Below are 15,510 nucleotides of genomic sequence, written 5' to 3'. Positions count from 1 at the left end.
AGGGGCAGCCAATGCCGCCACGGGCGCGTACGCATGCCGGGTACGGCAAATGGGTGACGCGCCCCCTCCCCCCGGTGAGCCGCCGGTCAGCTGCCGCCCGGCCCCGCCCAGGCCGCCACCCGCTTGGCGAGTGCCCCGCCGGCGCGTGTCCACGCGAAGTGGTCGAGGCGGCCGCCGGCCTCCTGCCTGGAGTACCGGATGCGGGTGACACGGGCGCCCGGCACCTTGCCGACCAGGTGGTCGAGGGCGGGTGCGGGAGCCCAGGTGTCGCCCTCGACGGAGACCGCGAGGACGGGCAGGTCGAGGGTGCGCAAGGCGGCCTCGTAGTCGTGGGTGGAGCCGGCGGCGGAGTAGCGGCCCGTGCGGCCCTGGCGGGCCCAGTCCCGCATGACGCCCTTGGGCTGGTTGCCGCCGAAGCCGAGCCGGACGCCGGGCCACCGGCCGAGCAGCGTCGACGCCGCGGCGGCGAACAGCTGGCCGAGGAGCAGCAGGGGCCCGCGCAGCCGTCCGTACGCACGGAACCAGACCGATCCGGAGGCCACGAGGGCGACTCCGTCGACGCCCGGGCCGATCCCCAACGCAGCGTGCACCAAGCCCAGTTGGCCGCCCAGGCTGTGCCCGAGGAGGAACAGCGGGGGTTCGGCGCCGAGTTCGGCGCGTATCGCGTCGACGACGGCCACCAGGTCCTGCTCCACGATCGTGCCGTAGCCGTGCTCGACGGCGGCGGCGTCCGTCACCCGCGGGGTGCTCTCGCCCTGCCCCCGCAGGTCCACGGTGAGCGCGGTGAGGCCCTCGGCGTGCAACTGGCGTGCGAAGGCGCGGTAGTAGCGGGCGGGTGTGCCCATGGCGGGCAGGATCAGGACGGCCGGCGCGGGACCGTCCGGTGCCTTCTCGCCGCGCAGGGCGCGGACGGGAAACCGTGCCCCGTCCGGGAGTTGAACGGTGACGAGCAGCGGCAGCTCGCCGCCTTGCTCCGCCCTGCCCGCGGCGGGCGGCTGCTCCGAGGCTGATTCCTGCTGTGTCATGCGGCCAGCATGAACCACGCGTACGGGCGGGAACCCGCGGGCCCCCACCCGTACCGCTCACCTCAACGCCTCAGCGGCTGTACCGCATCAGGGCGCGCACCATATGGCAGGTGATGTCCGACGGCGGATGGATTCCCACATCCTCCGCCATGCCGCGGATCCTCGTGTTGCTCGCTTGGTTCGGTACGTAGACGCCCGCGTCGAGCAGGGCTATCGCCAGGCGCATGGCCTTCAGGCGCCGGTTGTGCGTGATGTACCACTCCCGCGGCCGTCCGGCCGGGAGCGGCCTCTTCTCCAGTGGTGCGTACGTCAGGTCGATCAGCACGGGCCGTGAAGCGTTGCGCTTCGACTTCGATGTGAGTGCGGCAGCGGGCACAGGCATCCTCCTGTCGCGGTCGGGAACCCCGTCGGAAGACCCGTCGGGAACCTCTCGAACATTGCTTCAATTCTACTGCCGGGCACTGACAATCGCCGCTGGCCAGACGGGCTTTGGGGCGCTGTGACGGGTGGGTCGCGGGTAGCGTGTGCGGCATGGAGATCTGGATCAATCCCGCCTGCTCGAAGTGCCGCAGCGCGCTCACCCTGCTCGACGCGGAGGGCGCCGACTACACCGTGCGCCGCTACCTCGACGACGTACCCACGGAGGCCGAGATCAGCGACGTACTCGAACGTCTCGGCCTTGAGCCCTGGGACATCACCCGCACCCAGGAGCAGGCCGCCAAGGACCTTAACCTGAAGGACCGTGCGGCATGGCCGCGCGACGCCTCGGGCCGCGCCCGCTGGATCAAGGCCCTCGCCGAACACCCCAAGCTCATCCAGCGCCCGATCATCACCGCCGAGGACGGCACCGCGGTGGTGGCCCGCACGGACGAGGCGGTACGGGACGCGCTGTCCCGCTAGCGCCCGCGCGGACGCTCGAAGATGACCGCCGACCGATGAACAACATCGGTCAAACCGTTACAGACGCCTCCATAGCGTTGGGCACTCCACACCTCGCCGACCGGACGAAGGATCCGGGCAACGGGAAGGAGCGCACCGTGCGGAGCCTGATGTTCGGAGGCGTATACGGAACGATCCTCGCCAGCGCGCTGATCGCGGCACTGCACTCGGAGGACCAGGCCTACACACCCTGGTACGACGCGGCCTGGATCATGGTGACCGCCGGCACGGCCGCCCTCGCGCACGGCTATGCGCACCACATGTCCACGCACCGGCCGGGATCGGGCCTGCACCGGTGGCGGCAGCTGGCCCGGGAGCTCATGGACGAGTGGCCGGTGGTCGTCGCCTGTTGGCCCACCGTGGCGCTGCTCGTGCTCGCGGGGATCTTCGACTGGCCCGAGCCGCCCGTCACCTGCTCGGCGCTCCTCCTGAACGCGGCGCTCCTCCTCGGCTGGGGCACCTTCGCCGCGCTCCGGGCGGGCTACCGGCGGCGCTCGGCCGTGCTGCTCGGCACGGCGGACGCGGCGATCGGGCTGCTGATAGCCGCGGCCAACGCCGTCATCAAATAGCGCGGGGCGTGAAGTGAGCCACATCCACCGCAGGTAACACGGGGTTCACATTCGAGCAATGGGCGGGAAATCGCCTGTTGGCAGGCTGCGCGGCATCACCACGGCACCGCAGCACCCGCACGTTCTGCGCCGTACCGAGCGTTTTAAGGATGAGCCCCGTGACCTTCAAGGCTGAGTACATCTGGATCGACGGCACCGAGCCGACCGCCAAGCTCCGTTCGAAGACGAAGATCCTCGCGGACGGCGCCGAGCTCCCCACCTGGGGCTTCGACGGATCCAGCACCAACCAGGCCAAGGGTCACGCCTCCGACCGCGTGCTCAAGCCGGTCTTCAGCTGCCCGGACCCGATCCGCGGCGGCGACGACGTACTCGTCCTGTGCGAGGTCCTCAACACGGACATGACGCCGCACGAGTCCAACACCCGTGCCGCGCTGGCCGAGTTGGAGGAGCGCTTCGGCTCGCAGGAGCCGATCTTCGGCATCGAGCAGGAGTACACCTTCTTCGAGGGCGACCGCCCGCTCGGCTTCCCCGTCGGCGGCTTCCCCGCCGCGCAGGGCGGCTACTACTGCGGCGTCGGCTCGGACGAGATCTTCGGCCGTGACGTCGTCGAGGCGCACCTGGAGAACTGCCTCAAGGCGGGCCTCGGCATCTCCGGCATCAACGCCGAGGTCATGCCCGGCCAGTGGGAGTTCCAGGTCGGCCCGCTCGCGCCGCTCGAGGTCTCCGACCAGCTGTGGATCGCCCGTTGGCTGCTCTACCGCACCGCCGAGGACTTCAAGGTGTCCGCCACCCTGGACCCGAAGCCGGTGAAGGGCGACTGGAACGGCGCGGGCGCGCACACCAACTTCTCCACGAAGGCGATGCGCGAGGGCTATGCCGCGATCATCACCGCGTGCGAGTCCCTCGGTGAGGGCTCCAAGCCGATGGACCACGTCAAGCACTACGGCGCGGGCATCGACGACCGCCTCACCGGCCTGCACGAGACCGCCCCGTGGAACGAGTACAGCTACGGCGTCTCCGACCGCGGCGCCTCGGTCCGCATCCCGTGGCAGGTCGAGGTGGAGCAGAAGGGCTACATCGAGGACCGCCGCCCGAACGCCAACGTCGACCCGTACGTCGTGACCCGACTGCTCGTCGACACCTGCTGCTCCGCCCTGGAGAAGGCCGGTCAGGTCTGATCCCGTCCGTACGTTCCTGAAGAGGGCGCCCGCCGAACCGGTGGGCGCCCTTCTTGGGCAGGGGAGCCAGCGGCGATTTCGCGCCAAGAGCCCGCCAAGAGTCCGTATCACCGTACGAGAGGGGACTGGTGTGGTCCCTGCCATCTGCTTCAATGGGGGCATGGACAGCCACGGGAACGCAGCGACAGGTCGGGATCACGACCTCGAGCCGTTCTGGCCTTCCCGTCAGCACCATGACTTCGACCGGGTGTGTTGCCGCGCGATGAACGCGCGGGCCCTCTAAAGCCGTTCACCCGGCCTTCGCCTGACGCGCACGACGTACGTACGTCCTCGACGACTGACGACTCCTTCGCGCGAAAGCTGACCTCCCATGGCGAACTCCCGTTCCTTCTCCGCATCCACCGCCTCCTCCGCTTCTGTTTCGCCGCTCACCAGTCCCGCCCGTGGCCGGCTGCGGGCCGTCGATCCCGACGAGGTGGTGCAGCTCACCGACTTCCTGCCGCCGGGCGCGACCTGGCTGCCCGCGCCCCAGCACACGCTGCCCACGCTGCCGGGCCAGCCGCCGATGATCGGCTACCTGGTGCTCGTACCGGCCGGGCAGGAGGCCCCCGTCGTGGCCGAGCCCCGCGAGCCCGAGGCGCGGCAGGACGCGGCGGGGCCCGGGTCGGGGCCCGTCTGGATCGATCCCGTGCAGCGTGCCGCGCAGGTCGACGGGCGGCCGCTCGACCTCACCTATCTGGAGTTCGAGCTGCTCGCGCATCTCGTCGCGCACCCCCACCGGGTGCACACGCGCGACCAGTTGGTGACCACGGTGTGGGGGTACGGGCACGTGGGCGACGGGCGGACCGTCGACGTCCACATCGCCCGGCTTCGGCGCAAGCTCGGTGCCGAGCACCGCACGACGATCCAGACGGTGCGCCGCGTCGGCTACAAGTACGCGCCGCCGGCACCGCGCTGACCTCCGGGTTCCCTTCCGGGGCCGGGCTCTGCCAGGAGCAGAACCCGGTTCCCACGGCGGCTCGTGGCGGGCAGAGTCGTCGCCATGAGACTTCTGATGCTGGGTGGTACGGAGTTCGTGGGGCGGGCCGTGGTCGATGCGGCGCTCGCGCGTGGCTGGGACGTGACGGTCTTCCACCGCGGGCGGCATGAGGCCCCCGCCGGTGTGACGTCCCTGCACGGGGACCGCACGGCCGATGACGGCCTGGCGGCGCTGTCCGCTTCCGACGCGGAGTGGGACGTCGTCGTCGACACCTGGTCGGGGGCGCCGAGCGCGGTGCGCGATGCGGCGCGGGTCCTCGCGGGGCGTGCGGGGCGGTACGTGTATGTGTCGAGCGGCTCGGTGTACCAATATCCGGGGGTCGCCGGGTCCGACGAGTCGTATCCGCTGGTGGAGGGCGATCCGGACGCGCAGTCCGTGGCGTACGCGGAGGACAAGCGGGGCGGGGAGCTCGCCGCCGTCGCGGAGTTCGGCGCGGAGCGGGTGGTGCTTGCGCGGGCCGGGCTGATCCTCGGTCCTTACGAGAACATCGGGCGGCTGCCGTGGTGGCTGAACCGGGTGGCGCTGGGCGGGCCCGTACTGGCCCCCGGGCCCCGGGAGTCGGACATCCAGTACATCGACGTGCGGGATCTCGCCGAGTGGGTCCTGGACGCGGGCTTCGCGGGGCTGCACGGGCCGTACAACATCGTCTCCCCCATGGCGCACACCACGATGGGCGAGTTCCTGGAGGCGTGTGTCGCCGTGGCCGGGGCGGACGACGTGGAGCTGCGCTGGACCGAGCCCTCGGTGATCACCGATGCGGGGATCGAGCCGTGGATGGAGCTTCCCGTGTGGCTACCGCCGGGGGAACTCCACGACACGATGCATCGCACCTCCACGGAGAAGGCGGTGGCCGCGGGGCTGCGGGCGCGGCCGGTCGCGGAGACGGTCGCCGATACGTGGGAGTGGCTGCGGTCGATCGGCGGGGTGGCCCCGCAGCGGCCGGACCGTCCGGTGGTGGGACTGGCCGCGGAGAAGGAGGCGAAGGTGCTGGGGGTGTAGTCACCGGCTCCGCCGAGTTCGTCCTCAAACGCCGGCCGGGCTGGATATCTCCAGCCCGGCCGGCGTTTGAGGCCAGAAGCTACGCCCTCGCCGACGGCACCGGACGGGGCATCGGCTGGACCGGAGCCTCCTCGCCGTGCGAAATCCGCGGCAGCCACGAAAGCCAGCCCGGCGTATGCCAGTTGCGGTCGCCCAGGAGCGTCATCAGCGAAGGCAGCAGGACCATCCGGACGAGGGTCGCGTCCAGGAGGACCGCCACGCCCAGGCCCACGCCCATCTGCTGCATGTCCTGCATGGACAGCGTCCCGAAGACCGCGAAGACCGCCACCATGATCACGGCCGCGCCGGTCACCGCGCCCGCGGTGCGCGTGATGCCCTCCCGGATCGCCGAGCGGTTGTCCAGGCCCCGGTCCCGCGCCTCGCGGATCCGGGAGACGACGAACACGTGGTAGTCCATCGACAGGCCGAAGAGGACGACGAGGACGAACAGCGGCATCCAGTTCTCGATCGCTCCGACCTTCTCCGAGCCGATCAGCTCCGCGCCCCAGCCGTGCTGGAAGACGGCGGTCATCACGCCGTACGCCGCGCCCACCGAAAGGAGGTTGAGGGCGATGGACGTCACCGCGATCACCACCGAGCGGAAGCTGAACAGCATCAGGAGGAAGGTCACCGCGGCGATGAAGAGGAAGACCGGCACGATGCCCTTGCCGAGCTGATCGCTGAAGTCCTCGGACTCGGCCAGGTCACCGCCGACGTAGGCCTCGGCCGCGGGGACACCGTCGAACGCCTCCGGCACGACGGTGTCGCGCAGCGAGCCCAGCGCCTTCTTCGACTCGGCGTCACTGCCGTTGCCCGGCAGCGGTACGTCGATCTCGGCGACGTCCGCGCCCTGGTGGACGGTGAGTTCGGCGCCCTTCCCCGCCTCCCGCACCACCGCAGCGAGCGCGTCCCGCACCGGCTTCGCCTCGATGTCGTCCGCCTCGACGACCACCCGGGCCGGCGAAGGACCGCCGGGGAACTCCTCGGTGATCTTCTTGTACGAGACGGACAGCGGGGCGTCGGAGCCGAACTGCTTCTCCAGGCCGAGCTGTTCGGTCTTCATGCCGAGCGCGGGCGCGGCGAGCGCGAGCAGCAGCACGGTCGCGCCGACCGCGAAGAACTTCGGCCTGGCGAGGACCGGCCGCAGCAGCCTGCCCGCGATGCCGCCGCTGGCGTGCGAGCCCCGCTTGGAGCGGCGGTTCAGGAACGGGATGCGCCCGGCGTCGATGCGGTCGCCGAGCCCCGCGAGCAGCGCGGGGAGCACGGTCACCGAGCCGAGCATCGCCACGCACACCACCAGGATCGTGGCGACGGCGAAGCCCTTGAAGAGGAGGAGGCCGGACAGGAACATGCCCGCCATGGCGACCATCACCGTCAGGCCGGAGACCAGCACGGCGCGGCCGCTCGTCGCCGCCGCGATCCGCAGCGCCGTGTCCGCGTCCGCCCCCGCCGCCCGCTCGTCCCGCTCACGCCGCAGATAGAACAGGCAGTAGTCGACACCGACGGCGAGGCCCATCAGGAACATCACCGAGTACGTCGTCTCGAAGAGGTGCAGCTGGTGGCTCGCGAGCGAGAGCAGGCCGAAGGCCGCCACGCACGCGGTCAGCGCGAGGCCCACCGGGAGCAGCGCCGCGACCACCGCGCCGAAGGCGACCAGGAGGATGCCGAGTGCCAGCGGCACCGCGGTGAACTCGGCCTTGGTGAGGTCGTCGGAGAGCAGGTCGCTCAGCTGCTTCTCGGAGCTCGCGTCGCCGAACTGGTAGACCGATACGCCCTGTCCGGCCCCGGCCTCGTCCGCCTTCTGCACCGCGTCGAGCACCGGCTGCACCCGGTCGGCGGCGTCGTCGGACGGGCCCTTCATCTCGAAGCGGAGCAGCGCGTCCTTGCGGTCCTCGGAGGGCAGCGGCGCCTGGACGTCGCGTACGTCCCCGGTCGCGGTCAGCGCCTTGGACAGGTCGCCCGCCACGTCCCGCCAGCCGTCCGGGGTCCGGGCGGCGACCATGACCAGCTCGCCCGCGGGCTCCTCGACCCCCGCCTCGTCAAGGATCTGTGCCGCCCGGCCCGAGTCGCCGACCCCCATCTCGTCGTCGGACGCGGTGACCATGCCCGAGGCCCCGCCGATGGTCGTGGCGAGGACGACGAACAGCAGCCAGCCCAGGATGGCCGTCTTGCGATGGTGTGCGCTCCACACACCCAGTCGTGCCGCGAGGTTTGGCCGCATGGCCTTTTCGCCCCCATAAGTAGGCGCCAGAAGCGCAAGCAAGTAAGCGTCGGATAAGCCGTCTTGATGACGTCGACAACGCTAGAAATCCGGGGCGTCCGCACCCAGCCGCCGAAGCCCCCTCCCGCCGAAGCACAGGGCGAGGTGCGGGGGTGTCCTCAGGTACACCCCGTGCTCGGGTGCCGGACCCCATGACCCGCACCGACCTCAGCGGAGAGAATGTGACCATGACGCTGGAAGAGATGGGGACGGAAAAATGACGAGGGTCCGTGAATCCGTGACAGCGGGAGCCCGAGGGCTCTACCTGTCGGTCATCATGCTCGCCGGTTCGATCACCCTCTTCGTGCTGTCGGTCCTGTCCATCGCTTTCATCCCGCTGGGGATCGGCGTCTTCACGACTCCGATGGCGCTGACCGGCGTGCGCAAGTGGGCCGACCTGCGCCGCGCCCAGGCCGGCGCGTGGTCGGACGTACACATACCGCGTCCTTACCGCCCCTTCCCCGCGGATCTGCGCTCCGGCGTCACCGGGCAGGTGGAGCGCACCACGCTGATGCTGAAGGACCCGGCGACCTGGCGTGACCTGCAGTGGCTGCTCGTCGACATGACCGCCGGCTACACCACGGTGATCTTCGCGCCGACGCTGCTGCTCTACCCGCTGTACGGCTACGTCCTCGCCCTGGGCGTCTGGGAGCCGATCTACAACGCGGGCGGCGGCGACTGGTACGGCTTCATCCACGTCACCTCGCAGGGCACCGCCAACATGGCCGCACTGCTCGGCACCGCGATCGGCGTCGTCGCCGTCTTCGCGCCCCCGGCCATCCTGCGCGGCCACTTCCTGCTCGCCAGGACCCTGCTCGCCCCGACAGCCTCCATGCGGGAGCGCGAACTGGCCCAGCGCGTGGACCGGTTGACCGAGACCCGGCACGACGCCGTGGACTCGTCGGCCGCCGAGCTGCGCCGCATCGAGCGGGATCTGCACGACGGCGCGCAGGCCCGTCTCGTGGCGATGGGCATGGACCTCGGCACCATCGAGGCGATGATCGAGAAGGACCCCGCGAAGGCCAAGGAGCTGATCTCCAAGGCGCGGCAGAACTCCGGCGAGGCGCTGACCGAGCTGCGCGACCTGGTGCGCGGCATCCACCCGCCGGTGCTCGCCGAGCGCGGCCTCGGCGACGCGGTGAAGGCGCTCGCGCTGCGCCTGCCGGTGCAGACCGACGTGGACGTGGAGCTGCACGGCAGGACCGAGGCGCCGGTGGAGTCGGCGGCGTACTTCGCGGTGAGCGAGGCCCTGACGAACGCCATCAAGCACGCGGGCGCCGACCGCGTCTGGGTGGATGTGCACCACGCGCAGGGCATGCTGCGGATCGCGGTCACGGACAACGGCAAGGGCGGCGCGTCCATCGGGGCGGGGTCGGGGCTGAGCGGAATCGAACGCCGACTCGGTACATTCGACGGCGTACTGGCCGTCAGCAGTCCGGCGGGCGGCCCGACCATGGTGACCATGGAGATCCCTTGCGAGTTGTCCTAGCCGAAGATCTCTTCCTGCTGCGTGACGGTCTGGTCCGGATGCTGGAGGCATTCGACTTCGAGATCGCCGCCGCTGTCGAGACGGGACCCGAACTCACCAAGGCCCTGGCCGAGTTGGAGCCGGACGTCGCCGTCGTCGACGTCCGGCTTCCGCCGTCCCACACGGACGAGGGTCTGCAGTGCGCGCTCGCCGCGCGGCGGGCGCGGCCGGGGCTTCCCGTCCTCGTGCTCTCCCAGCACGTGGAGCAGCTGTACGCGCGCGAGCTGCTTGCCGATGGGAACGGCGGGATCGGCTATCTCCTCAAGGACCGCGTCTTCGACGCCGAGCAGTTCATCGACGCGGTACGCCGGGTCGCCGCCGGCGGCACCGCGATGGACCCGCAGGTGATCCAGCAGCTGCTCTCCCGGCGCTCGGCGGACCAGCCGCTCGGCAAACTGACGCCGCGCGAGCGCGAGGTGCTCGAACTCATGGCGCAGGGACGGTCGAACGCCGCGATCGCGGGGCAGCTCGTGGTGACGGAACGGGCGATCGCCAAGCACACGTCCAATATCTTCGGGAAACTGGACCTGCCGGTCTCCGACGACGACAACCGGCGGGTGCTCGCGGTCATCGCTTATCTCGATCAAGGTCGTTGAATCAGCCGTCGGAGAATTCCTGTTGTGATTGAACGGGGCGGGCTCCTGTTGCGTACGTAGTCGCATGGGACGCACACCACGACGCACACAACGAAAGCGATCAAAGCTCGCCGGGCGGGCGATCGCCGCATCGGCGGCGCTCATCCTGGGCGGCGGCGGAATGGTCGCGGTGAATGTCTACGCGAACGCCGAGGAAAGCACCGATCCGCCCGTCTCCGCGCAGTCCGGCGAGCAGGGTTCCGGTCCCGGGTTTTCCACCATCAGCTGCCCGGACGTGGGAAATCAGCTGCCGGAAGTGCCGGACGGCGCTCGCGAGGACGTCGACCGGCGGCTCGCGGACCTGGACTCTCAGATCACCGCCGCCTACGAGAATTTCGCCGACGCACAGGATGCCGAGCAGGCCCAGGCCGTGCTCGGCCCGCTGGAGGAGGAGCGGCGGCCGGTCATCCAGGAGATCGGTTCCGCCATCGACCAGGCGGGCGGTCAGCCCCCCGACGGGCTCGACTCCATGGCGGCGTGCACCATGCGCGCCGGTGACGGGGCCGAGGACGGCGCCTGGGGCCAGCAGCCGCCCGAGGAAGGGCAGGACGGCGGCGCCGAACAGCCTCCGGAAGAGGGAGGTGACGGAGGCGACGGCGGGCAGCAGCAGCCCGGTGACGGTGACGGCGGGCAGCAGAACGGCAATGGTCCGGTGGCCGACGATTTCGTCGACATCAACTCCATTGAGCCCAATGTGAACCGCCCCGACAAGCAGGAGGGCGCATCGCGCGGGACGTTCGCCACGAAATGCGGGACGAACGAGAACGGCAAGTTCAATCCGGACAATGTCATCGTCGCGCCCGGTGTGAGCAATGGCGCTCACCATATGCACGATTACGTGGGCAATCAGGCCAATGATGCCTTCGCGAGCGACGACGATCTCGCGAACGGCGACACCAGTTGCCGAAATCAGGGCGACAAGTCCACCTATTACTGGCCGGTCCTTCGACTGCAGAACGGACAGAACGAGGCCGACGCCGACGCGGACGGCGGCGGCAAGGACCAGAATGTCGGGGAGATCCAGACCCCGACGTCCGTCACCCTGAAATTCGTCGGAAGCCCGGTGGGCGACGTCGTCGAGATGCCGCGTTTCCTGCGCATCATCACCGGCGACGCCAAGGCGCTCACCAATGGTGACGCGAACGCCAACGCGTCCTGGAGCTGCACCGGGTTCGAGGACCGGCAGCTGAAGGACAAGTATCCGATCTGCCCCGACGGCAGCAAGGTCGTGCGGACCTTCAACTTCCAGAGCTGCTGGGACGGACAGAACACCGACAGCGCCAACCACCGTACGCACGTGGCCTTCGCCGACCAGGAGAGCGGCGCCTGTCCACAAGGGTTCCAGGCCATTCCGCAGCTGGTGCAGCGCATCGTGTACGACGTGCCGCCCGGCCCCGGATTCGCCGTCGACTCGTTCCCCGAGCAACTGCACAAACCCGTCACCGACCACGGCGACTTCATCAACGTCTTCGACGAGCAGTTGATGCAGCGCGTCACCGACTGCATCAACGAAGGTCAGCGCTGCACCTGATCCCGATCTGCCGCGCTGACCCCCCGTAACCGCTGCGCGGTCAGCTCGTGCGGTGACCGGAGTGGCCCGAGTGCCCCGGGCCCGAGTCCTCGTGATCCCCACCACCGCTACTCCCCGAGTGGTGCGAGGCCTCCTCCACCGTCCCGCCGAGCCGGCCGCGCAGCCGCGCGACCACCTTCTGGTCGCCGACCGCGATCCACTTCTTGCCGATGAGGTACGTGCCGCCGTAATCGGCCGCCTCGTCCAGCCATTCGGCCTGGCCACGGGCGTTTGTAAAGGTTACGAGGACATAGCGGCGGGCACCGTTCCCACAGGTGGCCTGCCGCAGTTCGGCCGCATCCGTCTGGATGTCGGGCTCGCACCGCGCCTTGGCCGCCAGTTGCTCCAGGCTGCCGCTCGCCGTCTCCGGTGCGTCGTCGCCGTCCGAGCCGCCGCACGCCACCAGCACCAGCAGCAGTCCCACACCCATGCCTCGCGCTGCCTTCATCGTCCCACCAGTCCCTTCAGGCGATGCGAACTCGCCTTCTCCGTATGCACCGTTGAGCACGGGCGACCGCACGGATACCGTGCGCCGCAGCATTCGACCCAGGGGGGTACACATGACCGACCCGTCCCGACGTTCCGTGCTCGGCACCGCCGGAGCCATCGGCATCGGCTGTGCCATCAGCGGTATGGCCGTTCCGTCCCACGCCGCCGAAGGGCCCGCCAAGGGCCCCGCCTTCGATACGGATTCCGCGCGCTCAGCGCTCAACAGACTCCTGCCGCATCACGCGGAACAGTTCCGCCTCAGACTCGTCCCCGCGCAGGGTGGGGAGGACCGCTTCCGCGTGACCGGCACCACCGGGCGCATCGAGGTCTCCGGTACGACGCCGGCCGTGCTGCTCACCGGGGTCCACTGGTATCTGAAGTACACGTGCGGTGCCCATATCACCTGGAACGGCAGCCAGTTGGACCTGCCGCGACGGCTGCCCGCGCCCGCGCGGCCGCTGGAGCGGTCGACCGCACTGCCGCACCGGTTCGCCCTGAACGACACCAACGACGGGTACACCGCGCCGTACGCCGACTGGGCGTACTGGGAGCGCATGATCGACGTACTCGCCCTGCACGGCTGCAACGAAGTCCTGGTGATCGCCGGGGCCGAGGCCGTCTACCACCGGCTCCTGAAGGACTTCGGGTACAGCGACGCGGAGGCGCGCGCCTGGCTGCCCGCGCCCTCGCACCAGGCATGGTGGCTGCTGCAGAACCTGTCAGGGTACGGCGGGCCGCTCTCCCCCGAACTCATCGACAAGCGAGCCGAGTTGGGCCGCAGGATCGTGGACCGGCTGCGCGAGCTGGGAATGGCCCCCGTCCTCCCCGGCTACTACGGTCACGTCCCGGACGGCTTCGTGGCGCGCAACGGCGGGGACGCGCGGGTGGTGCCGCAGGGCAACTGGCACGGCTTCAAGCGGCCCGACTGGCTCGACCCGCGCACCTCGTCCTTCGCGCAGGTCGCCGCGTCCTTCTACCGGCACCAGGAGCAACTCTTCGGCGCCGCCGAGCACTTCAAGATGGACCTGCTGCACGAGGGCGGCACCGCGGGCGACGTCCCGGTGCCCGACGCGGCGCGCGGCGTCGAGGCCGCCCTGCAAAAGGCCCGCCCCGGTGCGACCTGGGTGATCCTGGGCTGGGAGGCCAATCCGCTGCCCGAGCTGCTCGACGCGATCGACCGGCGGCGGATGCTGATCGTCGACGGGGTCTCCGACCGGTTCACCAGTGTCACCGACCGCGAGAAGGACTGGGGCGGCACGCCGTACGCGTTCGGGACCATCCCCAACTTCGGGGGGCGTACGACGATCGGGGCGCGGGCGCACATCTGGAACGAGAAGTTCTTCGCGTGGCGGGACAAGGGCGGCAGCGCGCTGGCCGGTACGTCGTTCATGCCGGAGGCCACGGACCGCGATCCGGCCGCCTTCGAGCTCTTCTCCGAACTGGCGTGGACCGAGAAGCGGTTGGACCTCGGGGCGTGGTTCTCGGACTACTCCGGCTTCCGGTACGGCGGCCGTGACCGGGACGCGCGGGCCGCCTGGCAGGCACTCCACGACACCGCCTACCGGCACACCGCCGTCGAGCGCAGCGACCCGCACGACTCGCTGTACGCCGCCCGGCCCGACCTCGCGGCCAACCGCGCCGCCGAGTACGCGCCGCGCGCGCTGACCTACGACCCCGGGCGCTTCGACGCGGCGCTCGCCGGTCTGCTCGGGGTCGCGCCCGCGCTGCGGGGCAGCGCAGCGTACCGGTACGACCTGGTGGACGTGGTCCGGCAGGCGCTGGCCCACCGCAGCCGGCAGCTGCTTCCGCAGCTTCGGGCCGCGTACGGCAGGAAGGACCAGGAGACCTTCCGTGCGCTTTCGACGCTGTGGCTGCGGCTGATGCGCCTGTCGGACGACGTGACGGCGACCAACTCGGCGTTCCTGCTCGGCCCTTGGGTGGACGCCGCCCGGCGGCTCGGCACGAGCGACGCGGAGCGCGCCGAGTTCGAGCGGACCGCGAAGGTCCTGATCACCGTGTGGGGCGACCGGCCCACGTCCGACGGCGGGAAGCTGCACGAGTACGGCAACCGTGAATGGGCGGGCCTGATGGCCGACTTCTACGTCCCGCGCTGGCAGAAGTGGCTCGACGAGCTGGCCGACGCGCTGGCCGCGGGGCGGGAGCCGAAGGCGGTCGACTGGTTCGCGGTGGAGGAGCCGTGGACCCGCGAGCGCAAGGACTATCCGCTGCGGGGCACCGGCGATCCGTACCGGACCGCGGGGCGGGCCCGCGACGTCCTGGCCCGTGCCCCGTACCAGGGCTCCCTCGACGTGTCCGCGACACCGCCCGCCTTCCCGCCCGGCGGGCACGCGCGCGTGGAGGCCGTGTTCCGGAACGTCAACGGGCTGCGGGACACCGGCCGTGTCGACTTCGGGCTCAGCGGGATCGAGGCGGAGCCGGAGGGCGCGGTGTCGCTGCCGCGGGTCGAGGCGGGCGGCACGGGGAAGGTGGCCTGGCGGGCGCGCGCTTCGGGCGAACCCCTGGACCAACCCTTGCGGGCACTGCCGTACGAGATCGCCGTGCGGTACGGGCCGCGGGGCGAGGCACGGGTGCGGTCCGTCCACGAGGGGACGCTGTACGAGGCGGGTCCGGTGGGCGCGGACTGGAATACATACACCAACAATGCGGCGGTCTTCGGCGAGCTGGAAGGGCGGTACGCGATCAACGGGGGCGGGGCCGACCTGTGGAAGGGCACGACGGAGTTCGGGGCGCTGTACCGGGAAGGGGCGCTGCGGGACGGGGCCTCGGTGACGGTCCGGGTGGACACCCAGGACGCGACCGGTCCATGGGCCAGAGCGGGACTCATCGCCCGCAACAAGCTGGGCGAGGCGGGCTCGCAGGGCTTCGTCAACCTCGCCGTGACACCGGCGAACGGGGTCGTGCTCTCGTACGACACCAATGGCGACGGAACGCTGGACACCTACAAGCGCGTCACGGGAATCAAGTCACCGGTGCTGCTGCGGCTGAGCAGGGCGGGGGACGTGGTAACGGGGGCGTGCTCGACGGATGACGGGGCCAGTTGGCGGGTGGTTGCAGGCGTCACTGTGGCGGGTGTTGCGGGGGCGCAGGATGCGGGGCTGTTCATGAGCGCGACCAACGGGGGTGACGGCGGGCGCGGGACGGTGGAGTTCAGCGGGTGGGGGGTCGCTTGAGGGGCCGCGCCTCTCGGGGTACAACCCCAACGGCAAGTGACCATCCGAC

13 protein-coding genes are annotated in these 15,510 nt (G+C 70.5%); 9 read left to right on the top strand and 4 right to left on the bottom strand.

Annotation, left to right across the window (positions count from 1 at the left end; all coding sequences use genetic code 11):
* Positions 1-86: 86 nt before the first annotated feature.
* On the bottom strand, positions 87-1,025 hold the full coding sequence (locus OG453_RS13550) for an alpha/beta fold hydrolase (protein ID WP_266867739.1): 939 nt from the start codon (positions 1,023-1,025) through the stop codon (positions 87-89).
* A 70-nt stretch (positions 1,026-1,095) separates the two neighbouring features.
* Positions 1,096-1,401 (bottom strand): hypothetical protein, encoded by a 306-nt coding sequence (locus tag OG453_RS13545; RefSeq protein ID WP_266867737.1) that lies wholly within the window; start codon positions 1,399-1,401, stop codon positions 1,096-1,098.
* A gap of 155 nt (positions 1,402-1,556) precedes the next feature.
* Between OG453_RS13545 and OG453_RS13540 the strand changes: the two genes are divergently transcribed.
* From OG453_RS13540 to OG453_RS13520, 5 genes are all read left to right on the top strand, one after another.
* On the top strand, positions 1,557-1,925 hold the full coding sequence (locus tag OG453_RS13540; RefSeq protein WP_266867735.1) for an arsenate reductase family protein: 369 nt from the start codon (positions 1,557-1,559) through the stop codon (positions 1,923-1,925).
* Positions 1,926-2,062: 137 nt separating this feature from the next.
* A complete protein-coding gene (locus OG453_RS13535; protein WP_266867733.1) occupies positions 2,063-2,533 on the top strand; it encodes a hypothetical protein in 471 nt (156 codons plus the stop codon).
* Positions 2,534-2,691: 158 nt separating this feature from the next.
* Positions 2,692-3,711 carry a glutamine synthetase gene (gene glnII / locus OG453_RS13530; protein WP_266867732.1) on the top strand — a complete coding sequence of 340 codons (1,020 nt, stop codon included), beginning with the start codon at positions 2,692-2,694 and terminating at the stop codon, positions 3,709-3,711.
* 370 nt (positions 3,712-4,081) lie between these two features.
* Complete coding sequence (locus tag OG453_RS13525) at positions 4,082-4,669, top strand: winged helix-turn-helix domain-containing protein (protein ID WP_266867730.1); 588 nt, start codon at positions 4,082-4,084, stop codon at positions 4,667-4,669.
* 84 nt (positions 4,670-4,753) lie between these two features.
* Positions 4,754-5,749 (top strand): NAD-dependent epimerase/dehydratase family protein, encoded by a 996-nt coding sequence (locus OG453_RS13520; RefSeq protein ID WP_266867728.1) that lies wholly within the window; start codon positions 4,754-4,756, stop codon positions 5,747-5,749.
* Between the two features lie 79 nt (positions 5,750-5,828).
* On the opposite strand, the gene OG453_RS13515 is transcribed toward OG453_RS13520, so the two are convergent.
* Positions 5,829-8,009 (bottom strand): MMPL family transporter, encoded by a 2,181-nt coding sequence (locus OG453_RS13515; protein ID WP_266867726.1) that lies wholly within the window; start codon positions 8,007-8,009, stop codon positions 5,829-5,831.
* A gap of 256 nt (positions 8,010-8,265) precedes the next feature.
* Here OG453_RS13515 and OG453_RS13510 point away from each other — a divergent pair, with 256 nt between their 5' ends.
* The 3 genes from OG453_RS13510 (at position 8,266) to OG453_RS13500 (ending at position 11,742) form a co-directional block, all read left to right on the top strand.
* Positions 8,266-9,537, top strand: coding sequence for a sensor histidine kinase (locus OG453_RS13510; RefSeq protein WP_266867724.1), 1,272 nt, complete (start codon positions 8,266-8,268; stop codon positions 9,535-9,537).
* Positions 9,522-10,172, top strand: coding sequence for a response regulator transcription factor (locus OG453_RS13505; protein ID WP_266867722.1), 651 nt, complete (start codon positions 9,522-9,524; stop codon positions 10,170-10,172). The genes OG453_RS13510 and OG453_RS13505 overlap by 16 nt, the downstream gene beginning before the upstream one ends.
* 64 nt (positions 10,173-10,236) lie before the next feature.
* The gene (locus OG453_RS13500; protein WP_266867720.1) at positions 10,237-11,742 is read left to right on the top strand and encodes a DUF1996 domain-containing protein; all 1,506 of its coding nucleotides are present in this window, start codon (positions 10,237-10,239) and stop codon (positions 11,740-11,742) included.
* A gap of 40 nt (positions 11,743-11,782) precedes the next feature.
* Here the strand turns inward: OG453_RS13500 and OG453_RS13495 are convergent, their stop codons facing one another.
* Entirely contained in the window at positions 11,783-12,229 is a 447-nt protein-coding gene (locus OG453_RS13495; protein WP_266867718.1) for a hypothetical protein, read from the bottom strand.
* Positions 12,230-12,341: 112 nt separating this feature from the next.
* Here OG453_RS13495 and OG453_RS13490 point away from each other — a divergent pair, with 112 nt between their 5' ends.
* Positions 12,342-15,461: an alpha-N-acetylglucosaminidase gene (locus tag OG453_RS13490; RefSeq protein WP_266867716.1), complete on the top strand. Its 3,120-nt coding sequence runs from the start codon at positions 12,342-12,344 to the stop codon at positions 15,459-15,461.
* Positions 15,462-15,510: the final 49 nt, after the last annotated feature.

This window comes from Streptomyces sp. NBC_01381 (assembly GCF_026340305.1).
In the GTDB taxonomy this organism is placed as follows: Bacteria; Actinomycetota; Actinomycetes; order Streptomycetales; family Streptomycetaceae; genus Streptomyces.
Note: the sequence above shows the minus strand (reverse complement) of the source record. Positions and strands in the feature narration are given on the sequence as shown.